We start from the raw sequence: 24,661 nt of genomic DNA, 5'->3' as shown, positions 1-24,661 counted from the left end.
ACTCCTGCCATATTGGGTTCAATTTGTTTCCTAGTCTGTCTCGTAGATGTAAATTTTAGTACGGTACATATCTCGGCAGGTGACGACCTCCGTCGGCTGCCAACCCGGTAGGGCAAAACACACACTGATCACCCGCGTCCCCGGGGTTAACTGCGCCCGAAGCAGGGGATCGAGCCGCCGCATCGCTTCAGGGTACAGGTAACAGATGACCGTACCCGCAGTTTCGTAAGGGAACTTGTATAAGTCTCCTCGCAAAAATTGCACCTGAGAATAAGACCCCATCCGCAAGGCCAATCGGGAAAACAACCAGGGAACCATCGAGTTCTCGATCCCGACGATTCGTAGGCGGGGATCAGCCCCGGCGATGGCCAGAGCCAAGGTTCCCCAACCTGCTCCCGCTTCGACGATGGGGCTGACAGGAACGAGCGAAGCCGCCCTATTAGGGGCGGCAGTACGTTCCAACCGCATAAGCTCCCGAACGACCGTCCGCCGGACGGCGGCAGATGCAGGCATCGGCGAAATCCCGTTTCTCCAGCTCCAATAGACGATCATCACGGCCGCAACTAGCAGGAAGATCAGCAAGACGGCGGTCAGGATCGGGGTAGCGAAAGCGGGCATGGGGACATCTCCTCGTGGTGATCTGGATCTTCTTATTGTAACAGACCCTGTCGCTACGCTCCATGAGGGTCGCCAGGAGTGATATGGATCGATTAATAATGTCCGATAGGTGCCTGACCCGAACGACATTCCCAAACGGTTCCCCGGATGAATTTCTGGTAATTTATAGCCCGGACACGCCGTTGACAATCTTCCAGTTCCCGTCGCAGGCAGCCCGAATCGTCCCGTGCCGCTCGAGGTACTCCGCCACCAGATCCGCCATATCGGCCTGGATCTCCCTAACCACCGGCTTGCCCCGGTACATGTCATAATCGCCGCCCCCGCCGGCGCGGTAATTGTTCATAACGACATCGACCTCCGTCTCGTCTTGCAGCGGCGCCCCGTTCCGGATCAACTTCACGACCCGCTGCCCTACGGGTTTGGCGACGTCCAGCTCGTATTCAATCCCTTCCCACATATCATAATTGTAATGCTGCGCCTTAGGTTCGAGATAAATCGGATTAACCGTGATTACGCCATCCTCTCCCAATACAAAATAGTTTGCTGTCTGCTCCAGCGCCTCTCGGATGTCCCGCCCGGCCAGACGCAGGACGGTCAACGTGTTCGGGTACATAAAGTTCGTCAGCACATCCCGCAGCGTAATCCTGCCGGCAAACCCCTTGGATTGTTCGCTCAGCAAAGCTGCATTGGAGACGTCCACGCCGGCCGCCTCCATCTGCACCTGATTGACGAATTCCATAAACGGATTGTCCGCCAAGCGGCAAGCGAACGGGCTTTCGATCGTCATATCCCCGTCAACAAGGCCGATTGGCTGGTCCAGCCACGCTTGCGTGGCCGATTCCATTGGCCGCACCAGCTCCAGCACCTCGGGTTCGGCCGCCACGACGGCATCGGGAACGAGTAACTCGGCCGTTTTCTCGCGGACGGCCCAGCGGCCGTCGGCCCCGCGTTGGAAACAGACGGTGATTTTGCCTAAAGCTTGTCCCCCCGTCCCCGGCTGGATCACCGTCACCCCGCCAACCTCGCCTGCGATCATCCGATGCTGATGGCCTGTAATCAACACGTCGACGCCCGGAACCTCAAGGCACATCGCATAACCTTGATTTTCGCCGGTCAGCCGTTCCGTCGCTGCTCCTGTCGCCAACTCTCGCTCGAAACCGCCATGGTAACTGACCACCATCAAATCCGGCCGCTCTTCCTCCCGAATGCGGGGAACCCAGGTCTTCACCGTATCCAACGCGTCTCGAAACGCCCAGCCCGCAATGTGCCGGGGATGCTCCCAATGCGGAATGTAATGGGTCGTAACGCCCAAGATGGCGATTTTGACCCCTTCTGGGGTTGTCTTTACAATATACGGCTTGCCAAACGCCGGCTCTCTCTCATCTCCCGCATTCACAATCCCCGCCGACAGCCACGGAAAACGCGAATCGTTGATGACCTTGTGCAACAGCTCCTGTCCGTAATTGAATTCGTGATTGCCCGGCACCGCTGCATCATAATTCAGAAGATTCATGGCCGCGATCGACGGATGAACGCCACCCGGATCGTTTTTGATGTGAAAGGTACACAGCGGGGTGCCCTGAATGATATCTCCGTTGTCGACCAGCAGCAGGCTGGGCGTCTGCTCGCGTTCGCGCCGAATGAGCGTAGCCAACTTGACCAGACCGATTGGACGTTCCTCGGACGAGCGGTAATCCGTCGGATAGATGAAGCCATGTACGTCGCTCGTGATCAAAATTTTGCAGACTGCTTCCTCCCTAACCTTATCCATGTCATCCACCTCTGATTTCATCTTATTGCTTTCCATTCTAGCAACGAATATCGAAAGTTTTGTAAACTCCTGAAAATTAGGATTTTACAAACTTCAACTTTACCTCTGACGGCAGGTTAATAAAACTCTTTTATAGTAATCACGTAATCCAAAAATGAGATTAAGTGGAGGTCATACGCTTGAACAAGATTGCCAAGTTTGTTTTGCCTTTATTCTTGACGTTTTCCGTCATCCTGAGTGCTTGCGGAAACAACGCTCCAGCTAACACCAGCGGGAACGCATCGGCCGAATCCGGCCAAACCAATGCTACCGCTGCAAACGCGGGTACTAACGCAGCTTCCGATGCTGCCGAAACCCCTGCTGAAACAGGCTACGTACCAGAAACGCTGACCGTACAATTTGTGCCTTCGCAAAATGCCGACACGCTCGAGGCAAAAGCGAAGCCGCTGGAAAAATTGCTGTCCGACCGCCTGGGTATTCCCGTGAAGGTCAGCGTGTCGACCGACTACAATACGATTATCGAAGCCATGGCTTCCAAGCAAGTAGACGTTGGCTTCCTGCCTCCAACGGCCTATGTGTTGGCAAAGGAGAAAGGCGCAGCTGAGGTTATTTTGCAAGCGCAGCGCTTTGGGGTGCAAGATGATACCGGCGCACCTACGGATCAATTGGTTGATTTCTACAAATCGATGATCATCGTGAAGAAGGATTCCGACATCAAATCCGTCGAGGACCTGAAAGGCAAAAAAATCGCCTACCAAAACGTAACATCTTCCGCGGGCTATGTATGGCCGGCCGCCAAGCTCCAAGAAGCTGGCTTAGATCCGCTGTCTGACGTAGAACCAATCACGGTGAAAGGTCATGACCAAGGCGTCATCGCGGTTCTTAATGGCGATGTAGACGCTGCTGCCATCTTCCAAGATGCCCGTAACACCGTGGTTAAGGATTATCCTAAGGTATTCGAGGATACTCGCGTACTGGCCTACACAGAGCCGATTCCAAACGATACGATCTCCGTTCGTTCCGACATGAACGCGGAGTGGGTTCAGAAGCTGAAGGATGCCTTCATCGAGATTGGCAAGGATACGGAAGGCCATCAAATCATTGCGGATATCTACACGCATGAAGGTTATGTTGAATCAAACGACAGTGTGTTCGACATCGTCCGCGAATATAACGAGAAAGTCAAAACGGAATAGGCTTTGAACGAAATTTGACGAATAACCCCCCTGCAAGCCAGTCGAAGCGCCCTGCGCTCCCGGCTGGCTGTGCGTTTTTCCAGAATATTTTTCTCAAAAGGAGTCCTAACGTGATAGAACTGCGCAATGTATCCAAAACGTACCCGAATGGCACCAAAGGGCTGGACCAAATCAACCTGAAGATTGAGCCCGGTGAATTCGTGGCCATCGTTGGTTTGTCCGGTGCTGGCAAATCGACGTTGCTGCGGTCCATGAACCGGCTGCACGATATCTCCGAAGGCGATATTCGGATCGACGGCAAGTCGATCACGCAAGCCTCCGGCAAATCGCTGCGGATGATTCGCCGCGACATCGGCATGATTTTCCAAAGCTTCAATCTCGTGAAGCGTTCCTCCGTGCTGCGCAACGTACTCGCCGGTCGGGTCGGCTACCATTCCACGCTGCGCACCCTGTTCGGCCGATTCCCTGAGGCCGACGTGGAGCTGGCCTTCCAGGCGCTGGAGCGCGTGAACATCGTGGAAAAAGCGTACGCTCGGGCCGACCAACTCTCCGGCGGACAGCAGCAGCGCGTAGCGATTGCCCGCGTACTCGCACAGGAGGCAAAAATTATCCTCGCAGACGAGCCGGTGGCATCGCTAGACCCTCTGACAACCAAGCAGGTCATGGATGATTTGAAGCGCATTAACGTCGAGCTTGGCATTACGACGATTGTGAACCTGCATTTCATCGATCTGGCGCGCAGTTATGCCACCCGGATCATCGGGCTCCGCGCGGGTCAAGTGGTCTTCGACGGCCCCGTATCGGAGGCAACCGACGAGCGATTCGCGCAGATCTACGGCCGCGCCATCGACCAGGATGAGCTGTTGGCTACCCGACTCCCGGGACCACGGGTGCTGGAGGCGCAGGCTTGATGAACTTGAACCCGAATTCACATCGAGGTGCCAAACCCAATGCCAATGTTAACGCCGCCGGTCAAGGCGATTTGCACCGGAATCGCCCTCAAGCTCCCGGCAAGCTGAAGCATTATTTGACCGCCGTGATCATTCTGCTCCTGCTGTGGGGCAGCTCCGTGGACACGGAGGCCTCGCTGGGCAAGCTGATCCAAGGCTCGCCGAACATGCTTGACCTGCTGCGGGAGATGTTCCCGCCGAAGTGGAGCTACTTCGACAACATCGTCCCGGCGATGCTGGAGACGATCCGCATGGCGTTGATCGGCACGACCTTCGGCGCGATTCTCGCCGTACCGGTGGCGCTGCTTTGCGCCTCCAACCTTAGCAGCAGCGCCTGGATTTACCAGCCCGTTCGCTTCCTGCTGAATCTTGTGCGGACGATTCCGGACCTGCTGCTGGCGGCGATCTTCGTTGCCATCTTTGGACTCGGTCCGCTACCCGGCATGATGGCGCTGACGGTGTTCTCGTTCGGCTTGATCGCCAAACTAACCTACGAAGCGCTGGAGACGATCGACCGCGGACCGCTGGAGGCGATGACGTCCGTCGGGGCCACCTCGGTTCAGCGCATCATCTTTGGCGTCGTACCGCAAATTCAGGCCCACTTCATTTCCTACGTGTTGTACACGTTCGAAATTAACGTGCGCGCCGCGGCGGTGCTGGGTCTGGTTGGGGCCGGCGGGATCGGCCATTACTATGAAGTTACCTTGGGTTTCCTGGAGTATGACAAGACGTGCATGATCATTTTGTTCACGCTCGCGGTTGTACTACTGATCGACTATGTAAGCACCAAATTGCGGGAGAAATTATTATGACGACAAATGCTACGACTTTACGGCACAAAGTACAGAAGCCCAAAAAGAACCGTTATCGCTGGCTAATCTATCTGCTGCTCCTTCTCTTATATATATGGGCGTTTGCCGGCATCCCGTTTGACGGAATCAAGGAAACGGCCGGCCAAATTACGAAATCGATCCTCTCGGGGTTGTTCTCGCCCGATTGGGATTACGTTTATTTGCCGGACGGCGAGGATTTGCTGCGGGGACTGCTCGAGACGTTGACCATCTCGATTCTGGGCACCTTCGTATCCACGCTGGTCTGCCTGCCGTTCGCCTTCTGGGCGGCAGCCAATCGGAGTAAGCCCCGTTTCGTCTCCGGTTCGGGCAAAATGCTGCTCAGCTTTATCCGCACCTTCCCGGAGATCGTGATGGCGCTGCTGTTTATCAAGGCTGTAGGGCCAAACGCCTTTGCCGGTGTGCTGGCGCTGGGGCTGCATTCGGTTGGGATGCTGGGCAAGCTGTTTGCCGATGAGATCGAGAACATGGATCACGGCCCAACCGAAGCGCTTGTCGCTGCGGGGGCGAGCCGCCTGCAAATTCTGTGGTTTGCCGTGCTGCCCCAGGTGCTTCCGGGCTTTCTGTCCTACACGCTTTACCGCTTCGAGATCAACTTGCGTTCCGCCACGATCCTCGGCGTGATCGGCGCCGGCGGTATCGGTACTCCGCTGATTTTTGCCCTCGGCTCGCGGGATTGGGATCGCGTCGGCATCATCCTGCTCGGTATTATCGTGATGATCACCCTCGTGGATTGGATATCCGGTTTTCTACGGAAAAAGCTCGTTTAACCCCGCTGCTCCACCAACACGCGGCGCATTTTATATGATTTTTCGAATACATTACGGCGAATCATCGCCAATCGGCTCAGTCTATATGAAATTTCGAATAGAATAAGCCACTTTGGCCCTAAGGCAGCCCATTCTATATGATTTTTCATATAGAATGGGCCTTTTCCTCCCTCCGAGGAGCAAATGTATATGAAATTTCGAATATATTACGGCGAATCATCGCTAAATGGCTCATTGTATATGAAATTTCGAATAGAATGAGCCACTTTGGCCCTAAGCGACCCATTCTATATGATTTTTCATATAGAATGGGCCTTTCCCTCCCTCCGAGGAGCAAATGTATATGATTTTTCGAATACATTACGACGATTCATCGCTAAATGGCTCATTGTATATGAAATTTCGAATAGAATGAGCTACTTTGGCCCTAAGGCGACCCATTCTATATGATTTTTCATATAGAATGGGCCTTTTCCTCCCTCAGAGGAGCAAATGTATATGATTTTTCGAATACATTACGACGATTCATCGCTAAATGGCTCATTGTATATGAAATTTCGAATATATTCATAGCACCTAGCACTCAAACCAAATCCGGGCTCAATACCGAGCCCACATACTCATAAGAAGTAACGCGGCCGGAAGCCCCTTTCGCTATTGCGCGGAGCTTGCCCTTTTCCACGAGGATGCGGCAGTACTTAATGACCGTCATTGTGTGCAGCTCCAGCTCCCTCGCCACCTCCGTTGGGCGAAGTATCCGTTGATGGCGAATGGCGGCACGCAACAGATCCCTTTCCATCTTGGTATAGGTTCGTACAGACCTCCCCTGAACGATAGACAAGTAAGGTGACAGAATACTCCGCAAGGATGAGAGAATAAACGTGGAGTTCTCCTTCAACTCATCCAATGCTATGTAGTAGATCAGACAGTCCTGGGATTGCAGAAACAGCCCCCGGTTCAAATCCATTCGATATTTGGTCCGATCTGTACCGTGGGAGCCATAGTCCATAATCTCGAATACAATCCGCGCACCTCCAACCACCCATAGAAAATCGACAAAATAGGACCTCCTCCGCCAATCCTTCACTTCATATTCTGGATGCAATCCGTCAAAGTGCCCCACCAGCGGCCACCATATCAGCTCGACGAACAACTGATTGCCGTACCCATGTCCTCGCCGAAGCGCATCCAGACGCTCACCGGCTCTTCGTTTCATATGCTCCTGAATCCACGTATCGTGCTCCCTTTGAAACCCCATGTTACAACTCCCTCCACAATTTCATAGTGAAAAACAAAAAGCCCCGCTCCTCTCCATCCTGGAAAGGAAGCGGGGCAGGCTTTGCCTCACGTCAGTTGCTGTATGATACTCCTAGTGTGACACATGAGAAAAGTTAGCGCAATAGGAACCTGTGCGGCCGTCCATTACACCGAATTGCTCTTCCGCATTGTGCCGGGTTATGCCGCATTACGCTGCATTGTGCCGCGTTATGCCACAATATCCCGCGCTCTGCTTACACCCCAAACAGCTCGCGAATTTGCCCTTCGATACTCTCGGGTTCGTCCGTCGGACCGAAGCGTTTGACCACCTTGCCTTCCTGATCTACGAGGAACTTCGTAAAGTTCCATTTGATCAGCCGGGAGCCAAGCAGGCCGGGCGCTTCTTTCGTCAGGTGCTTGAACAGCGGATGAGCGGTTTTCCCATTCACATCAATCTTCGAAAATAACGGGAACGACACGCCGAAATTCAGTTCGCAAGCTTGCGCTACTTCCTCGTCCGTCCCCAGCTCCTGGTTCGCGAATTGGCTTGAGGGGAAGCCCAACACGGAAAATCCTTGGTCCTTGTATGTGTCGTGCAGCTTCTGCAACCCTTTAAATTGCGGAGCAAACCCGCATTTGGTCGCCGTATTCACAATCAGCATCACCTGACCGCGGTAGGGCTCCAACGTTTGCACTTGGCCTTGAATCGTTTTGACTTCAATATCGAATAATGACATTCACGGCACCTCCAGCACCTTTTTAAATTAAGTGTAATTTAATTGTATACAATCTTTATCGGAGTGTCAATTTCGATTCATCGGCCATCGCTAGACTTCCTCCCCCCCATCCCAGGCCACTTTACGCGAAAAGGAAAGCAATGCTATAATAGCTCAACAGCAAAATAAATTGCATACAATTAATTGGCAGGTGGATATAGATGAACACGGAAGAATTGATGAAACTGGATAATCAGCTTTGCTTTGCTTTCTATACGTGCTCCCGGGAGATCATGAAATTGTACCGGCCTCTGCTGGCCGAGTTCGGATTGACCTACACGCAGTACATCACGCTGCTCGCGTTATGGGAGCGGGACGGCGTCACCGTCAAGGAGCTGGGCGCCATGCTATACCTAGACTCCGGCACATTAACTCCGTTGCTCAAGAAACTGGAGCAGATGAACCTGGTCACTCGGACGCGAGACAAAGCGGATGAGCGCAGCGTCATCATCGAACTGACCAATGAGGGCAAAGCCCTGCGGGACAAAGCCTGCACCGTACCGATGCGGCTGTTTGCCGGAACCGGTGCCGAGGTAGAGGATATCACCGCCATGCATCGGCAGATCAACGAATTCATGCACAAAATCGGCGGCGGCAGCTCTACCCAGCCTGAACAGCCTGAATAACTCCTCCCTAAATCCTCCATAATAGGGAAGAAGCACGGAGTAATCAATGGAGGAGAATCAGCATGCTGGATAATCTCGAGAGTAACTATAACTGCGCCAACGCAGGCGAGGACTTACACCGACTAAAGCAAGAACTAGCCTCGATGCGGGGGATGGGCCAGGCCGATCCGGAAACGCAGGAGCAAATCAACCGGCTTGAGAACCAAATCGCGTTTATCATGAACAAATGTGACATCAACCATTAAGAGGAAAGGCACCCGTTTATGCCGCTAGACAAGCGCGCAGGCAGCGGGTGTTTTTTTGTCCGGAGGATAGATAGGGGCCCGAAAGTGTGTTACGATTTGGCTGTTCGGCTCTTATTCACTTTAGGACATCAGGAGGATATGCCTTGAAATCGCCATCTCAACCTGGAGCGGAGACGACGGAAGTCCGCGCCGCCCGTTCCGCTTTTGCCAAACGAAATTATGTCTTCCAATTGTTAACCGTCTTTATCGGATTCTTTATCTTCGGCTTCTCGGAAAATATTAAAGGACCCGCCATCCCGCGCATCCAAACCGACTTCGGGATCGATGAGATGCAGATTGGCACGCTCCTGTCGCTTAACTCGCTGGGGTACCTGCTGGCATGTTCCTTTACGGCTTACCTGACCCGCAAATGGGGCGCCAAAACGGTGACGATGCTTGCGTTCGGCTCCATGGCCGCGTCCGGCGTACTGATCTTCGCTTCGCGCAGCTTCCAGGCGTTGTCGGGTTCCTATTTCCTGATGTACATCGGCAACGGGATGCTTGAAATCGCGCTGGCTATTCTGGCTGCCCGCATCTTCGTCGGCAACACCGGCACGATGATGAACCTGTCCCATTTCTTCTATGGGCTGAGTTCCACGGTAGCGCCGATGATCGCCTCAGGGCTCATGACCGTCTCGATCGGCGGGCATGTGCTCGATTGGCGCGGCATGTACCTGATCATGTTATCCCTCTCCGTCATCCCGATGATCCCAACGCTGCTTAGTCGGTTTCCGGGCGAAGAAGAACACGGTGGCGAGCGGGTTCCGTTCACACGGCTGATGCGCGACCCGGCCATCTGGTTGATCGTCCTGGTGCTCTCCTTTGGCGTTGTATCCGAGATGGCCGTTGGCGGCTGGCTGGTCAACTTCCTGGAGAAGGCCTACCACTGGAACACTACCAACGCTTCCGGCATGCTGTCCGCCTTCTTCTTGTGTTTTACGTTCGCGCGGCTGGCGCTGGGACCCATCACGGATAAAATCGGCTTCACGCTCTCGCTGATTTTGTTCTCCGCCTTCTCGGGGATTTGCACCTTGATCGCCATAGCGGTCGGCGAATCCGGGGCCTTTCTGTTCGCGGCGGCCGGCATCGGCATCGCCCCGATCTACCCGACGGTCATGGCGCTGATCGCCAAGAAATACCGCTCCTCCAGCGATTCCGCCATCACCTTCATTGTTACGCTGATGGGGGTTGGCAGCGTCATCGGCAATTATTTGATCGGCGCGATCACCGACGGGATCAAAGAGCTGGTTGCCGGCGGTGCCGACACCGGACTGGGCTTGCTGCGCGGCCTGCAAGCCGGTTACGCCTTCATTGGCGTGTGCGCCTTGTTATGTGCGGTATGCAGCGTCATTTTGTACGGCTATCTGCGCAAACGCAACGAACTGCTGTAACGGAGCCGCGCTCGCACATCACCAGGCTCTTCGCAAAAATCCCCCGTATCCGCCAAGCGATATCCGTCGGCGAAATACGGGGGTTTCTTTTAATTTTGAGAATCTATACTTATAGTCGATTCCCGGATCATTAATTCCCCGGGGAATATTTTGTGCACCCGGTCGGACGCGCCGCCCCCCTCGATATAAAAAAAGGCCCGGGGGAGTTACCTCTGAGGGCCTATCATTAGTGGGTGTAACGCAACGCCTTAGTGCCGCAGCTTGCGGCTTAAGACGATAAGCCGGCTATCCGCCGATACGTAGCGTCATCGGCTACGACGTAGAGCCGTGCCTCTGGGGGAATCGGTTGATTCAGCTTGCGGTTGATGCCCAAATCGCCACGGTCTGCCAGCAAGGTTGCCCCCTGCCCCAGCAGGGCTTCAAAGGCTTCTCCATACGTGTGCCACCCGTGCTGCACGGGGATTTCGTAAATATCGTCGCCGTATTGACGGCTGAGCAGTTGGCGAATCACCTCAGAGTTGCCTTCCTGCAGCGCGGAGCGAACCGCCAATCGCGAGATGGCGTCGTGAGACAATACAAATTCATTCACTTGAACGTGGCGGAAATTCTGGATATGTTTTTCCTGCATGATTTCTACGGTTGTATGTACCTGCGGCGCCAATCGTTCAATGCTGGAAGCAATCAACAGAGACTTGCCGTCAATCAGCGAATATTCCTCAATCCGCGCATCCGCAAAAATGATGGCGGCCTTCGCCTTGTCGATGCCGGCTTTCATCAAAATCTCGTCCGAGGCCGGATCGCCGCTGACGAAATGGACTTGATGCATCGACTCCAGCGGATGTCGATCCATCTCGTCGATGATCACGATGCGGCACTTGGGAGAATAACACAGGATTTCCTCCACCGCCGAGTGCGCTTTTTTGCTCCAATTGATCAGAATGATCTGGTCTTCGCCTCGAAAGTTCAAAGCCCCCGCTCCTCTCTGCCGTTGAAGGGTTCCGATGGAATCGATGACCTTCCCGATCACCAAGCTCAGCAGCCCAATTCCGAAAATGTACAAAAACATCGTAAATACTTTACCCTGGACGGTCTCCGCAAAATAGTCGCCATAACCCACCGTGGCCATGGTGGTCATCACCCAATATAGCGCGTTAAACCAATTGCCGAACGTTGCGGGCTCCAGGCCGTAAGCCACCGTTGCGCTTAGCGTAACAAATAATAGGATAATCAGTCCGATTGACGTTTTGCGTAAACGCATCAAGCGCGTCGTGATTTTGAGTAAAAAGTGCATGTGACTGCCCCTTTTTCAAATTCATGGTTCAAAAAGTCAGGTTATCAGCACCGAAGCTTAAGCTTCCGATGTGCGTTTTTTCAAAACGCTTTAGGTTGGATGAAGCTAGGGACTGAGTAGCGCAGCGTAGGTGTGCCTACGTGAGCAACTGAAATGGTTCCGCAGGAAACATGCTTCGAAAGCGTATGCTTGGCCCGGGTGAATTCAAGATTCGACGCCGAACCTACTTCCTGCATGAGCTCCGTGATGGGAAGATGACTTTTTGAACTACCTCTGACTAGATAATCAGGCTACTGACGGCGAACGCCATACCAATAAACACTAAGCAGAGCAAAGTGCCTACCGCGACATTCCCCTTCTTCAGCTGGTCAGAGATATTAAATCCCGGCGTCACCAACTCAAAGATCCAGTAAGACGCCACGAGGCACACGTAACCGACAGCGAACCACAGAATCATATGCAAGATGGAGGTGTTCGTGAAGGCGGATACCCCCAGAATGATGGCCGTGCCCAGGAATTTGCCGCCCAGCGCGAGGGCTACGGCGACATTTCCTTTCTTGAGCTCTTCCATATCGCGGTACGGGGTCATCCAATTGAAGACCACCATCCCCAGCAGTTGCAGCAAAATCATCACAACGACACTAACTACAATATTCACTACGATCGTCACTTCGCCCACCCCCGAAATTTCGCAAATGCCAAATCATAATCGGCAAAATCATGCACTTCCTCCAGCACGACCGTTGCCGTCTTCGCTTTCTCCAACGCAGTGTATCGCGTATCGTCGATCGGCTGCTTGATCCGGTTCCCGGTCGGCAGCTCCAAGACGGCGAAATTCCGCGTTTTGCCTTGGTACTCCGTTTTGTACACGCCAACCAGATCGACATCGGTCGTGACCGACACCTTCAGCTCGGCCAAATCCTTCTCGGCGGACGCCTGATCCGGATAAGACTTCAACGTCGTCCAGGAGGACAAGCGTACCTCGTTCTTCTGGTTCTCGTCCGTGGTCATCTCGGCATCCATGAATTGCAGGATCCAGATTTTGTCCCCGGTGGCGTAATTGTTGTCGTTGGGCAGCAAGTCGTTATCGGGCAAAATCGTCATGTCGCTGCCCACCAGATCGCCGACCGTCGCTTCCACGATTTTATAATCCCAAGGTACTCGGGCGGTCGCTAATTCCGACTCCGAACCGGTAACGGTGGAGAAGACGCTGGTCGCATTGCCGCAGGCTCCGAGTACCGCCACGGACAACACCAGCATCAGCGTAACGAGGAATCGCCGCGCCCAAGGCTGCTTCGAATATTGCATTTATTTCACTCCTAACGCGATAAAATGACTGGTATTGCCGGTAATCGGTCCGCCGGCCCGCCCCAGCAGGCCGCAAGGGGTCCCGTTCAGTACGAACATCCCGGTCAGCAAATGGCGCTCGCCAACGATCGTGTCGATTCGCGCCAAATCGGCTCTTTTTTGATATACCGTAGGGAACAACACGCTGCTGTCAAAGCCCTCTTGATCCTCCAGCTCCAGCCTGCCCTCCTCATCGAAGAGGCGCACCGAACCGCCTTCGCGACCAAACATCGATTTGGACACGAAATCACCGGAGAAGACCGGCTTGTTGTAGGTCGGCAGCACGTATTTGGCAATGGCCTGGCGTTCGTCTTCATCAAAGAGCAAACCCAGCTCGTAAAGCCCCCAGACCGCGGCAAGCAATCCTTTGGATTGCAGCAAAATGCTATGCGGCCCGTTGAAAAGGGTCAGACGACCGGTTTCAATGGCATAGCTCAGCGCTTCGCCGGCATCGTCCACCGCCATCCATTCCTTCGGATATAACGCAAACATTCGCTCAATGATACGCCCATCTTTATTCTTCAGTGTCCCCTCGTCAACCCAAAGCTCCAAGCAATCTTCATAGTGGAGATCCAGTCCGCTGTGACGTCCTAATGCCTCGATCGTGCCGGAATCCTCGAGATGCCAGCCGTAATCGACGCAGGCAGCGGTATCCGGCCGCTCAAGCGCCCAAGCTTCGGCCACCAGGTCCTTCATCCGCGTATTGGGCGAGGCGTACCCCGCCTGCTCCATCAGCCACGGGGTGGCGATCGAAGCTTCGACATAACCGGTCGGCGTATCGGCGTTCAGCTCCAGCAGCTTGATGGTGCCGTCGTTCGCCACGGCAAAATCAAAACGCGCGTAGCGGCTGATCATGCCCGGCTCCGGCAACGGGAACTGATCGAGCATCGTCCAGAGGATCGGCGGGATGCCGATCAGCTCATACAAATCAGGCCGGCGATGAACATAGCGCACGGCCTTATCGAGAATGCGCCATAGCGCCGTGGCGGCCTGTTCCAGCTCCTCGTAGATCGCCTTCGGCATCAACACCAGCTGGTCGATCCAGTACTCCTCTTCCTCGAGATCCGCCCAGGTGAACCCCAGCTCGGCTAACTTCGCGACCCGCTCGCTCCGGTCGGGATGCGGCAGGCCCACGACTTCGAAAATGCCGTTTCCGTCCGTCATCCGCCGAAAGACCCCTTACTGGTCCCGCTGGATCTCGATCCGGAAAAGGAGCTCTTCGAGGATTTGGACGACGAACTCGAAGACGACGAGCCAAGCGAGCTCGATTTCCCGCCGATGCCCCCAGCCTTCGATGAAGTGGAACGCCGAACGATCGAGCCGGTGGATGAGGTCGAGGTTTTGGGTCGAACGACCGAACCGGACATCGGTTTATTTTGGAACGTCTCGCTGGAATACGATTTCGGTTTATACGGCGTCGACGAACCTGCATAGTAACCACGATGATTGTCGTACCACCGGCCAGAAGAATAGCTGGATCCGTTGTTGAACAGCAGGTGGTACAACAGCATATCGTCCCAACCGAAACCGCCGCCGTAATGGTTGATGACGGTGGTGCCACCCGAGCCGTCCGAGCTGCTCGAACTACCCGAGCCGCCGGAACCGGAAGCCCCCTCGGCGCCCTCTCCATCCTCCTCCAACGGAAGTGGGATGTTCCAGTCCACATTCTTGTCGAAGTACTGTTTCACTTCTTCCGTCGACCAGGCGACCAGCTTCGGTTCATCCGCCGACGAACCGTTCCCCGAGGCCGTTGCTCCGGCACCCGGAATCAGGAAAGCGTTAGCCAGCAGCGCGATGCCAAGCGACGTCGACAAGACGCGGATGGGCTTGCCTTCCGGAGTAAAAAACTTCGATGCGAACGGTTCTTTCACCGGGGCTGCCTCTTTCGCAGCGACCGTGTCCGTTCGTGTTACTTCGTCTTCTTTTGCCAAGACCGATTCCCTCCTTACGAAAAAAACCTCTTATTCATGCACGATCGGAACGAGCAGCAGCTCCAGCTTGCCCTCGTCGACGTTGAGTCGGCCTTCCACGGTTTCAAACTCCCGGTTGCCGACGACCAGGTAGTTCACATGCTCCAACGCGGCCACCATATTCGCGCTCCAAACGCGCTCTTCCAATTCCCGCAGCTCGCCATCCGGCAGCTTTTCGTACAACTTGACGCTCAAGCCGTTGTCCAATGCATTTCACCCTTTCCATGTACACACTAAGTAATGTTACGCATCGGTTCCCGCATAGTTTCATCCTTTGTGCAGGGAGAAAGAGGGAATGAGCGGGGAAGCGGGATGCCTCTAGCATAAGGAACGCCATGAGTTTCCCGGACAAGCCGTCATTCTATAAATTTGGCAAACTCTTCCACAATCCTCCCATCAGCTTACGTCCGTTGCATAGGAAAAGCAATGACAAAATGCGCGGGAAGCTCTCTGTACACGGCGGGCGTATTCACTCTCGATTGGTCCTCCACGCTGGACGGACCCGGCAGCTGGCACTATACTGGACCTAAGACGAAGCACGTCCCGTACCACTCCGGTTTGGATGATCATCCATGGCGGGCACCCTAACCTTTAGGTTAATGGCGCTCCCAAGCGATTGAGGACCAAACTTTAAGGAGCGAATGCGGGGCGTTTTACTTTAATTAGGGAAGGTAGAGGAGGATGAGTTCGATGCGTTTTGAGGAAAATTATGCGGTGTTTCTGAAGTCCCATTTGGCACAGAGATCAGGGGAACGACGAGGACGTTTGGAGCGTGGACATGCCCATGCGGAGTCCCAGTTCCTGCGAAATGTCTGGTGGCCGCTGCACGGTGACTTCGAGGGCCTCCATCCGGAGTACGAGGTCAGAGATTGGCGGGGGCGGTCGTATTTTGCCGATTTCGCCTGGCTGCCGGGGGACGGCGAGTTGAAGTTGCTGTTCGAGATTAAAGGCTACGCCGCGCACGTTCGCGACATGGACCGGCAAAAGTACTGCCATGAGCTCAATCGCGAAACCTTCCTGCACGCCATGGGTTACCAGGTGATCTCCTTCGCCTACGACGACGTGGAGCAGCGCCCGGAACTTTGCATCAACCTGCTGCGCATGGTGTTCAGCCGCTACCACCCAGAACGCGCTCCCGTGTCGCGCGGCCTGTTGGCAGAGAAGGAGCTCATCCGGCTCGCCGTGCAGCTCGCGCGGCCGATTCGGCCGGTGGATGTTGAAAGACATTTTGAGTTGAATCATAAAACAGCAGTCCTTATGCTGCAGAGGGTTACCGCTAAAGGGTGGATGAAGCCGGTTCACCGCGGGAAAGGAGAACGAATCGTCTGCTATGAGCTGGCTCGGGGGGTGATGGACTATTTGTGACGGGGACGGGGTTGGATTTAGCGGGATTTGAGGTAGGCGGGGGTGTTGGAATAAATTAACGGTAAAAACTGCTGTTAATTTAGGAGGTCAGCATAGATTTGTCCAGATTAACGGTAAAACCTAATGTTAATTAGGTCAAAATGGCGGCATGGTGAGAAACATACAAAATTAACGGTAGGTTTTACATGTAATTTGTTATCTTAGATCGAACTTTAGAAATTAACAGTAGATTTTGGAGGTAAATTAGTTTAACAACCGTCAGCGGAGAGAGAGGACCTTCCACACAAAAAAGAGGCGGAAACCCGCCTCCTAGTTCTGCTCGTTACACCAAGAACATCGCAACCACGGTGGTTACGGCGAGGCCGATGAGCACCGGCTTCAGGTTGCGGCGGGCGAGCTCGAACGGGCTCACGCCGCAGATGGCGGCGGCCGGGATGAGCGCCCACGGGATCAGCGTGCCGCCGCCGACCCAGATGGCGGCGACCTGCCCCAGCGCCGTCAATACGGCCGTGCCGGAGCCGATGGCGGTGCCAAACAGCTGGGCGATCGAGCCGGCCAGCGAAATGCCCGAGAAGCCGGAGCCGTCCAGGCCGGTGATCGCTCCTGTGACGGCGAGGGTCACAGCGCCGACGATGCCGTTCAGCGGAACGACGTCGGCCAGGGCCACGCCGAGGTCGTTCACGATCCCGTGCGACGTTTCGGGGAGTACCTGCCCGAACAGCTCCTTAAACGCCGCGTCGCCAAGATAGAAGAACGCGGCGATCGGAATCACGGGGCCAAACACCTTAAAGCCGAAGGTCAACCCTTCAATCAGGTACGTGGTGACCTTCTCCAGGCCCCGGTTCCGGTGAGCCAGCAGCGTCACGCCGATGAGGATCAATACCGCCGTGCCGCCCACCAGCGCCGTCGCATCGCCACCCTGCAAATCCAGCAGGAACATGGCGACGACATCGACGGCGAAGAGCAATGGAATCAGGATGGCCAGCCATTTTTTGGCCCGGGAAGAGATGGCTGCGCGATCCTCTTTGCTCGCTGGATGATCCTCGCCAAGCACGCCGCCCGTGCCCTTCCCGGCGACCAAGCCGTCACGCCACGTCCCGTTCCGCTGATCGCGGCGCATCAGCCAAAAGGCGGTCACCGTGCTGACCAAGCCCATGACAAGAACCAGAGGCACACTGGCCGTCATGACGCTGCTCACCGGCAGGCCCGCGGCATCCGCCGTCAACTTCGGCGCTCCTTGAATAATATAGTCCCCGGACAAGGCAATGCCGTGCCCGAACAAGTTCATCGCCACCGCCGCCCCCAGTGCCGGCAGCCCCACGCGAATAGCCACGGGCAGCAGGACGGCCCCGATCAGCGCAACGGCAGGCGAAGGCCAGAAGAACAAAGAAGTCACCATCATAATGATCCCAATGCCCCAATAAGCCATCGTTGGCGTTCGGATGAACCGCGTCAAGGGCGAAACCATCGTCTCATTGATGCCCGTGCGAATCAGCACCCGGCTCATGGCCACGATAATTGAGATAATCATGATCGTACCCATTAACTCTTTGGTTGCGTAGATAAACGAGTTGAAGATCCCTGACACCGATCCGCTGAGCGTTTCCGTCGCCAGCAGCCCCAGTGTAAAAATCCCCACCACGCAAATCATCGTCGTGTCGCGCCGCTTGATCAGCAATGCCATAATCAAGACGATAAACGCCAGGTATACATAATGAATCGCCGACAACTCTATCCCTATCATGGAGTCACGCCCCTATTCCTGCAAATGTGCTATATGCTATGCAGGAGCCCAAGCAAGGGTTCGGCCCATGACGTGGCGGAAGTCTCGTCTTCTAAACTAAATTATAGTCGCGGATTTTTTTATAGAGCGTCCCACGGGAAATGCCCAGCAGTTTGGCTGCGTTGCTCTTATTGCCCGACGTTCGCTCCAGTGCCTCCTTCATAAGTTCCATCTCTTCTTCGGGGGTGATCCGCGGACGCAGCATTTTGTCCAGCCGATCCGTTTGCTCCGTCTTGGTCGCGGCGGAACCGTCCGCGGTACCCACAAACATCGTATCCGCGTTTCCCGTCGCCGCGTACTCCAGTTGCGCTTGCCGCCGCTGCAGTACCTCCGGCAAATGCTCCAACGTAATTTGCTCATTGTCGCTTAAGATCACGCAACGCTCGATCACCGCCCGCAGCTCGCTCACGTTTCCCGGCCAGTCGTAATTCGCGAACGCCAACATCACCTCTGGCGAAACGGTCGGCAGAGCTTTCTGATATTGAAGCGAAAAAACGCGCAAATACATTTGCACGAGCGCGCCCAGATCCTCCCTCCGCTCGCGCAGCGGGGGCACCTTCAGCGACACCACGTTCAGCGCGTAATACAAATCGGTCCGGAATTTGCCCTCCCGCACAAGCTGCTCCAGATCCTGACTGGTGCCCGCGAAGATCCGCACCGAGACCGGCACCGCTTCCGAAGCTCCAATTCGCGTCACCTTATGCCGCTTGATGTATTGAGCCAGCTTCTCCTGCACGTCCGGCGGCAAGCATTCGATTTCATTCAGGAAAATAGAGCCCCCATCCGCAGATTCCAGTCGGCCGGCTTGCCCCGATGGCTGTCCCGAGAAGGCGCCGCCCTGATAGCCGAACAGCTCAGCTTCGGCTAGGCCCGCCGGCACGGCCCCGCAGCTTAGAGACAAGAAGGGTCCCTCCGCTCGCGCGCCGGCCCGATGGATGACTTTCGCCAACTGCTCCTTGCCCGCCCCAGTCTCCCCGATCAAGAGCACGGCGGAGTCGTTCTCCGCTAGCTTCTTGGCCAGCTTGATCACCTTGCCCATACTCTCCCCGCGACCGCTGATCAAGGCGAACGGATCCTCATCATGGGCCCGCTGGGTTAACAGACGGGATGCCGCAACCGTCAGCTCGTCGTTCAACTTCACGAGATGCGTGATGTCCTGCTCGGTCGCCACGCCCCCGATAATTCCGCCGCCCGGCTTTACGATCGGCGACGCATTAATCAGTACATGCGTGCCTTCCCGCGGACGGTGGTAAGCCCCGCGCAGCCGACGGCCCTCGTCCAATATGCTTAACACGACCAGCGCGTCCGGATCAAAATGCTCGCCGATCGTGCGGCCAACGATGTCCGTCTTGGCGATGCCGTACACCTCCTCCGCCACCGCGTTCCAGCCGATCACCGTCCCGTTCCGGTCAACCACGGTCACCGCATCGCTCACCGTCTCCAGCAGCGCATCGAAATACGCCTCTGCTCGCTGCTGCCGATCTGCCGCCAGCTTCAGCAGGTCCACCAGCGGGAGATAACCGATCGGCTCCAACTCGTCATTTACGACCAACGCGGGTCGCCCACTCGCATCAGCACCATACCACCGTGACGCCAGTTCATTGACCGGGAGAGCCAGGTCCGACTCCCGAAACACAGTCGAAACGGCGAATCTCGTTCTGTCAAGCCGCAGACCTTCGCCGATACTCCCCCCGCCAAAAGCTTCAAGCAGCCCGGCGTCATCCGGCGTCAACAAATAGGGGATCCGGCCCAACTCAACGGTCGACGCCTGGCCGCCTTGCAGCGCCGCCAGCAGCACACTCATCTTCTCGTCCGGCTCGAAACGGGTCAGCTCCCGCCGGATCAATATTCGTTCATGATTGAACATAATTACCTCGCACGTTGTGAAATTTTACTTGTAAATCTAACACGAAAGCAGGCGGGGTTCAATATTCCAACCCTAAAGATACAGACTAATTTATTATGAAAGTGTTCAATAATGAACATATTTGCGTTACTTAAAAACTTTTTTGTTCATTTTTTCAATTTATATTGTTCAAAAATCTAAAATATTGTATATTTTGTGTACAATGAGAAATGGAAAAGGATGGATGCCTATGGATGCGTTACTCCGAACCCTGTTTCAATCCTTCGCCAAAAGCCAATCCGTGGGCCGCATGGCTCGCCGATACGGCCTCCGCTTCGGTGCCGGCCGGTTTGTGGCCGGGGAGACCATCGAAGGTGCGATCGATGCAGTGCGCGCGCTGAATGCGACCGGCCGAGAGGCCACCCTCGATCATCTCGGCGAATTCGTCTCCACGGAGGCCGAAGCTGAACTGTCTACGCGGATGTGCCTGAAGACGCTAGATGCCATCGCCGATGCCGGCGTTAAAGCCAACCTCTCGCTGAAGCTCACATCGCTGGGGCTTGGGATCAGTGAACAGATATGTCTGAACAACCTGACCACGATCTTGAACCGGGCTCGCTTGCACGGCTTGTTCGTACGCATCGATATGGAGGATTTTGCCCAATGTGAAAAAACGATCTCCCTCTACAAACGCCTGCGCGAGCAAATCGATAACGTAGGTATCGTCATCCAAGCTTATCTTTATCGCTCCCTAGACGACATCGAAGAGCTCAAGTCCTTGAAGCCCAACCTTCGCCTCGTTAAAGGGGCCTACAAGGAATCGCCTACGGTCGCCTATCCGGCCAAGCCGGACGTCGACGAAAATTTCAAACGCCTCATTTCTACCCACCTCAAGAACGGCGGTTATGCCGCCATTGCAACTCATGACTCCCAGATCATCGACTATGCCCAGCAAACGATTCAAGAATTAGCTGTACCGCCTGACCGCTACGAATTTCAAATGCTGTATGGGATCCGCGAGGATTTGCAGCTTACGCTCGTCCACGAAGGTTATAGGGTGCGCGTGTACGTCCCTTTTGGCAGCGACTGGTTTGGTTACTTTATGCGCCGCCTCGCCGAGCGTCCCGCCAATGTGTGGTTTGTGTTGAAGAACTTATTTAAGTAATCCGAAAATCCACCTGTAAAGGAGCACGCCCTATGAGCACAATGGCAAAACTGGAGGATTTCCGCAACGAACCGTTTACTGACTTCCGTCAGAAGTCGGCCCTGCTGGCGATGGAGGAAGCAATCTTCCGCATGAAATCGGAAGAGCTGGGACGGGAGATCCCGTTGAGGATCGGCGGCAGGGATATTTTTACGGATGCAAAAATCCGCTCGATCAACCCCGGCAATCTCGATGAAACGATTGGATGGGTCAGCAAAGCCGATCGGGAGCTGGCCGAGCAAGCCATGCAGGCTGCTCTCGATACGTTTGAGTCATGGAAAAAGGTCACTCCCCGCGAACGCGCGCAGTACCTGCTGAAGGCCGCCGCGCTCATGACCGAGCGGAAACACGAGTTCTCCGCCATGATGGTCCTGGAAGCCGGCAAGAACTACGCGGAGGCCGACGCCGATACGGCGGAAGCGATCGACTTCCTGAATTTCTACGCGCGCGAAATGATCCGTCTGAGCGAGATCAACGAAACGATGCCGCTGACTCCGGTCCCTGGGGAGCATAATCGGTTGACCTACATCCCGCTGGGCGTGGGTGTCATCATTCCGCCTTGGAATTTCCCTCTGGCGATCTGCGTTGGCATGACCTCGGCGGCGATTGTTGCCGGGAATACCGTGCTGCTCAAGCCCGCCTCCAACACACCGGTCATTGCCTACAAGTTTGCCACTTTAATGGAGGAAGTCGGGTTACCGGCCGGGGTGCTGAACTTTATACCAGGCAGCGGCGCCGAGGTTGGCGATTATCTGACCACGCACCCAAAAACCCGGTTTGTCAGTTTCACCGGTTCGAAGGAGGTTGGGCTTCGCATCAGCAAATTGGCGGCTGAGACGGCCTCCGGGCAAATTTGGATCAAGCGGCTCGTCGCCGAAATGGGCGGGAAAGACGGCATCGTCGTCGATGAAACCGCGGACCTGGATGCGGCTGCGCAGGCGATCGTCGCTTCGGCTTTTGGCTACCAGGGGCAAAAATGCTCCGCCGGTTCGCGTGCTTTAATCGTAGAGTCCGTCCATGACGAAGTCGTGGAGAAAGTCGTGCGATTCACGAAGCAGCTTGAGATCGGCTTACCCGAGGAGAATAAGGCGGTCGGACCGGTGATTGATGAAGCTTCCTTCCGCAAAATCCTCGATTACATCGAGATTGGCAAACAGGAAGGGCAGCTGCTCGTCGGGGGGCGGCAAGCCGAAGGTAACGGCTACTACATCGAACCCACTGTATTCGCTGACGTCGATGGCAAGGCCCGCATCATGCAGGAGGAGATCTTCGGGCCCGTGCTGGCTATCGGCAAAGCGAAGGATTGGCGCGAGGCGATCGCGATGTACAACGACACCGAGTTTGGGCTGACGGGGGCGTTCTTTTCCCGGGAGGAGGACCGGATAGGTGAAGCGCTGGAAACGATGCACTGCGGCAACCTGTACATCAACCGCAAATGCACCGGGGCGTTGGTCGGCGCCCACCCGTTCGGCGGCTTTAATTTGTCAGGAACTGACTCGAAGGCCGGCGGCTACGACTACCTGCTGCTGTTCACCCAAGCCAAGCTGACTTCGCGGAAGTTATAGGGAGGCGTTAAATAGCCCGGCCTCCACGGGGCGTGCTGAACGTATGATCGGACAGCCGAACGGTGGCTTGATCGCTGAAGCGGTGATCATTTCCTGCTTGGTAACTTGCTCGCTGGGCTGAGTGCCTCTTGCTCGCTTCCCAACTGCCCTCCCTGCTCTATCGCTGATGAAGAACGCTATTGTAGCAAATTCGACGTGACACAAATTCTAACGACGCTGAGACACGCTATTTCAGCGAAAACACCTATATTCGCCTGCAAAATCGAGCAATAAGCTCTGTGATCAGCGTTAGAATCGAGAAGCGGCGATTTTAGTCGGTTTAAGGTTTGTGATAAGCGTTAGAGCTACGGCGGCGAGTTAGCAGACTTATGATTTATGGCAAGCGTTAGAGCTACGGCGGCAAGTTAGCAAACCTAAGATTTATGGCAAGCGCTAGAGCTCCAACAACGAGTTAGTAGACTTCATGGCAATGAGCTGTTTGCTGAACCACCTTAAAAATTGCCCCAACACGGGACGGAAGAAGGGTAACCCATGATCATGAACGGGAAACGCAAACTTTCGGAAAATACGGACGTCTTGACCGGCACCCAGCAGGTCATCCGGATGGCGCTGGAGACCATGAACGAGCCGCCGGCCATGTTCGACCTGCTCAAGGAGCCGCTGCGGATGTTGACCGTGCGCATTCCGGTGAAGATGGACGATGGCTCGGTTCAAGTGTTTACCGGGTACCGCGCGCAGCACAATGACGCGATCGGGCCGACCAAAGGCGGCGTGCGGTTCCACCCCGATGTCACGGCCGAGGAAGTGAAGGCGTTGTCGATGTGGATGAGCATCAAGTGCGGCATCGTGGCGCTGCCCTACGGCGGCGGCAAAGGCGGGGTCGCCTGCGACCCGCGGACGATGTCGATGCGGGAACTGGAAGCGTTAAGCCGCGGCTACGTCCGGGCGATCAGCCAGATGGTTGGGCCGGCCAAGGATATCCCGGCGCCTGACGTGTACACCAACTCGCAGGTGATGGCCTGGATGATGGACGAGTACAGCCGGATCCGCGAATTCGACTCGCCTAGCTTCATTACCGGAAAACCGCTGGTGCTTGGCGGTTCCTATGGGCGGGAATCGTCGACGGCGCTCGGCGTGACCATCGTGCTGAAGGAGGCCGCAAAAATGGCCGGCATGGAGGTGAGCGGCTCGCGTATCATCATCCAGGGCTTCGGCAATGCCGGCAGCTACCTGGCGAAGTTTCTGCACGACGCCGGGGCAGTCATCGTTGGCATTGCCGATGCTCGAGGCGCGCTATACGATCCGAATGGGCTCGATATTCTCGAGCTGCTGGATCGGCGCGACTCTTTTGGCGCGGTAACCCACCTCTATCCTAACCGGATCACGAATCAGGAACTACTCGTGAAGGAATGCGATATCCTCGTACCCGCAGCGATCGAGAACCAGCTCACCGAGCAAAATGCCCCGAACATCCAAGCGAAGCTGATCGTTGAGGCGGCCAATGGGCCAACGACCTATGCGGCAACCGAAATTTTGTCCAACCGCGGGGTTCTGATTGTGCCGGATGTCCTAGCGAGTGCGGGCGGCGTGGTCGTATCCTATTTTGAATGGGTGCAAAATAATCAGGGTTACTACTGGCCGCTTGAGGAAGTGAACGCGAAGCTGGAGCAACTGCTGGTGGACGCTTTTCACAAGGTCTATCAGACCTCGGCAACTCGCCGGGTGAACATGCGTCTTGCCGCATATATCGTCGGGCTGAAGCGAATGACCGAAGCGGTAAAATGGCGGGGGTGGATTTAA

General features: G+C 55.3%; 24 protein-coding genes. 12 read left to right on the top strand and 12 right to left on the bottom strand.

The window, feature by feature from the left end; all coding sequences use genetic code 11:
- Positions 1–30 precede the first annotated feature (30 nt).
- Both IM700_RS11100 and IM700_RS11095 read right to left on the bottom strand, forming a co-directional pair.
- Complete coding sequence (locus IM700_RS11100; RefSeq protein ID WP_193416980.1) at positions 31–618, bottom strand: class I SAM-dependent methyltransferase; 588 nt, start codon at positions 616–618, stop codon at positions 31–33.
- 163 nt (positions 619–781) lie between these two features.
- Positions 782–2,389: a bifunctional metallophosphatase/5'-nucleotidase gene (locus IM700_RS11095; RefSeq protein WP_239483802.1), complete on the bottom strand. Its 1,608-nt coding sequence runs from the start codon at positions 2,387–2,389 to the stop codon at positions 782–784.
- Positions 2,390–2,568: 179 nt separating this feature from the next.
- Here IM700_RS11095 and IM700_RS11090 point away from each other — a divergent pair, with 179 nt between their 5' ends.
- The 4 genes from IM700_RS11090 to phnE (IM700_RS11075) all read left to right on the top strand — a co-directional run bounded on the left by IM700_RS11090 (position 2,569) and on the right by phnE (IM700_RS11075) (position 6,156).
- On the top strand, positions 2,569–3,585 hold the full coding sequence (locus IM700_RS11090; protein WP_193416978.1) for a phosphate/phosphite/phosphonate ABC transporter substrate-binding protein: 1,017 nt from the start codon (positions 2,569–2,571) through the stop codon (positions 3,583–3,585).
- A gap of 110 nt (positions 3,586–3,695) precedes the next feature.
- Positions 3,696–4,496 carry a phosphonate ABC transporter ATP-binding protein gene (phnC, locus tag IM700_RS11085; RefSeq protein ID WP_193416977.1) on the top strand — a complete coding sequence of 267 codons (801 nt, stop codon included), beginning with the start codon at positions 3,696–3,698 and terminating at the stop codon, positions 4,494–4,496.
- Complete coding sequence (gene phnE, locus IM700_RS11080; RefSeq protein WP_239483801.1) at positions 4,496–5,347, top strand: phosphonate ABC transporter, permease protein PhnE; 852 nt, start codon at positions 4,496–4,498, stop codon at positions 5,345–5,347. Before phnC ends, phnE (IM700_RS11080) begins: the two co-directional genes overlap by 1 nt.
- A complete protein-coding gene (gene phnE, locus IM700_RS11075) occupies positions 5,344–6,156 on the top strand; it encodes a phosphonate ABC transporter, permease protein PhnE (protein ID WP_193416976.1) in 813 nt (270 codons plus the stop codon). Before phnE (IM700_RS11080) ends, phnE (IM700_RS11075) begins: the two co-directional genes overlap by 4 nt.
- Before the next feature lie 583 nt (positions 6,157–6,739).
- On the opposite strand, the gene IM700_RS11070 is transcribed toward phnE (IM700_RS11075), so the two are convergent.
- Both IM700_RS11070 and IM700_RS11065 read right to left on the bottom strand, forming a co-directional pair.
- Complete coding sequence (locus tag IM700_RS11070; RefSeq protein ID WP_193416975.1) at positions 6,740–7,414, bottom strand: hypothetical protein; 675 nt, start codon at positions 7,412–7,414, stop codon at positions 6,740–6,742.
- Between the two features lie 253 nt (positions 7,415–7,667).
- Positions 7,668–8,150, bottom strand: a complete 483-nt coding sequence (locus tag IM700_RS11065) for a glutathione peroxidase (RefSeq protein WP_193416974.1) — start codon at positions 8,148–8,150, stop codon at positions 7,668–7,670.
- 200 nt (positions 8,151–8,350) lie between these two features.
- On the opposite strand from IM700_RS11065, the gene IM700_RS11060 reads away from it, so the two are divergent.
- From IM700_RS11060 to IM700_RS11050, 3 genes are all read left to right on the top strand, one after another.
- Complete coding sequence (locus IM700_RS11060) at positions 8,351–8,815, top strand: MarR family winged helix-turn-helix transcriptional regulator (protein WP_193416973.1); 465 nt, start codon at positions 8,351–8,353, stop codon at positions 8,813–8,815.
- 62 nt (positions 8,816–8,877) lie between these two features.
- Positions 8,878–9,060, top strand: a complete 183-nt coding sequence (locus tag IM700_RS11055) for a DUF2524 domain-containing protein (protein ID WP_155604780.1) — start codon at positions 8,878–8,880, stop codon at positions 9,058–9,060.
- Positions 9,061–9,290: 230 nt separating this feature from the next.
- Positions 9,291–10,490: an MFS transporter gene (locus tag IM700_RS11050; RefSeq protein WP_239483816.1), complete on the top strand. Its 1,200-nt coding sequence runs from the start codon at positions 9,291–9,293 to the stop codon at positions 10,488–10,490.
- A 268-nt stretch (positions 10,491–10,758) separates the two neighbouring features.
- On the opposite strand, the gene IM700_RS11045 is transcribed toward IM700_RS11050, so the two are convergent.
- The 6 genes from IM700_RS11045 to IM700_RS11020 all read right to left on the bottom strand — a co-directional run bounded on the left by IM700_RS11045 (position 10,759) and on the right by IM700_RS11020 (position 15,305).
- Positions 10,759–11,781, bottom strand: a complete 1,023-nt coding sequence (locus IM700_RS11045) for a potassium channel family protein (protein WP_193416971.1) — start codon at positions 11,779–11,781, stop codon at positions 10,759–10,761.
- Between the two features lie 277 nt (positions 11,782–12,058).
- Complete coding sequence (locus IM700_RS11040) at positions 12,059–12,451, bottom strand: DUF350 domain-containing protein (protein WP_193416970.1); 393 nt, start codon at positions 12,449–12,451, stop codon at positions 12,059–12,061.
- The gene (locus IM700_RS11035) at positions 12,448–13,089 is read right to left on the bottom strand and encodes a hypothetical protein (RefSeq protein WP_193416969.1); all 642 of its coding nucleotides are present in this window, start codon (positions 13,087–13,089) and stop codon (positions 12,448–12,450) included. Before IM700_RS11035 ends, IM700_RS11040 begins: the two co-directional genes overlap by 4 nt.
- Positions 13,090–14,292, bottom strand: coding sequence for a glutathionylspermidine synthase family protein (locus tag IM700_RS11030; RefSeq protein WP_193416968.1), 1,203 nt, complete (start codon positions 14,290–14,292; stop codon positions 13,090–13,092). It lies immediately after the preceding gene.
- Complete coding sequence (locus IM700_RS11025; protein WP_193417142.1) at positions 14,289–14,999, bottom strand: hypothetical protein; 711 nt, start codon at positions 14,997–14,999, stop codon at positions 14,289–14,291. Before IM700_RS11025 ends, IM700_RS11030 begins: the two co-directional genes overlap by 4 nt.
- Before the next feature lie 90 nt (positions 15,000–15,089).
- Positions 15,090–15,305 carry a hypothetical protein gene (locus IM700_RS11020; protein WP_155604771.1) on the bottom strand — a complete coding sequence of 72 codons (216 nt, stop codon included), beginning with the start codon at positions 15,303–15,305 and terminating at the stop codon, positions 15,090–15,092.
- A gap of 219 nt (positions 15,306–15,524) precedes the next feature.
- On the opposite strand from IM700_RS11020, the gene IM700_RS11015 reads away from it, so the two are divergent.
- Both IM700_RS11015 and IM700_RS11010 read left to right on the top strand, forming a co-directional pair.
- Complete coding sequence (locus IM700_RS11015; RefSeq protein WP_204801144.1) at positions 15,525–15,686, top strand: hypothetical protein; 162 nt, start codon at positions 15,525–15,527, stop codon at positions 15,684–15,686.
- A gap of 102 nt (positions 15,687–15,788) precedes the next feature.
- Complete coding sequence (locus IM700_RS11010) at positions 15,789–16,463, top strand: PDDEXK family nuclease (protein WP_193416967.1); 675 nt, start codon at positions 15,789–15,791, stop codon at positions 16,461–16,463.
- A gap of 322 nt (positions 16,464–16,785) precedes the next feature.
- Here IM700_RS11010 and IM700_RS11005 read toward each other — a convergent pair whose 3' ends face one another.
- Positions 16,786–18,204, bottom strand: a complete 1,419-nt coding sequence (locus IM700_RS11005) for a hypothetical protein (protein ID WP_193417141.1) — start codon at positions 18,202–18,204, stop codon at positions 16,786–16,788.
- A gap of 94 nt (positions 18,205–18,298) precedes the next feature.
- A complete protein-coding gene (locus tag IM700_RS11000) occupies positions 18,299–20,113 on the bottom strand; it encodes a sigma-54 interaction domain-containing protein (protein WP_193416966.1) in 1,815 nt (604 codons plus the stop codon).
- A gap of 229 nt (positions 20,114–20,342) precedes the next feature.
- Here IM700_RS11000 and IM700_RS10995 point away from each other — a divergent pair, with 229 nt between their 5' ends.
- From IM700_RS10995 to IM700_RS10985, 3 genes are all read left to right on the top strand, one after another.
- Positions 20,343–21,257 carry a proline dehydrogenase family protein gene (locus IM700_RS10995; protein ID WP_193416965.1) on the top strand — a complete coding sequence of 305 codons (915 nt, stop codon included), beginning with the start codon at positions 20,343–20,345 and terminating at the stop codon, positions 21,255–21,257.
- A gap of 32 nt (positions 21,258–21,289) precedes the next feature.
- A complete protein-coding gene (gene pruA / locus IM700_RS10990) occupies positions 21,290–22,861 on the top strand; it encodes an L-glutamate gamma-semialdehyde dehydrogenase (RefSeq protein ID WP_193416964.1) in 1,572 nt (523 codons plus the stop codon).
- Between the two features lie 531 nt (positions 22,862–23,392).
- Positions 23,393–24,661, top strand: a complete 1,269-nt coding sequence (locus IM700_RS10985) for a Glu/Leu/Phe/Val family dehydrogenase (protein WP_155604765.1) — start codon at positions 23,393–23,395, stop codon at positions 24,659–24,661.

Origin of the sequence: Paenibacillus rhizolycopersici (assembly GCF_014947195.2) — a bacterium.
Lineage (GTDB): Bacteria > Bacillota > Bacilli > Paenibacillales > Paenibacillaceae > Fontibacillus > Fontibacillus rhizolycopersici.
This window is presented reverse-complemented; position numbering and strand designations above follow the sequence as displayed.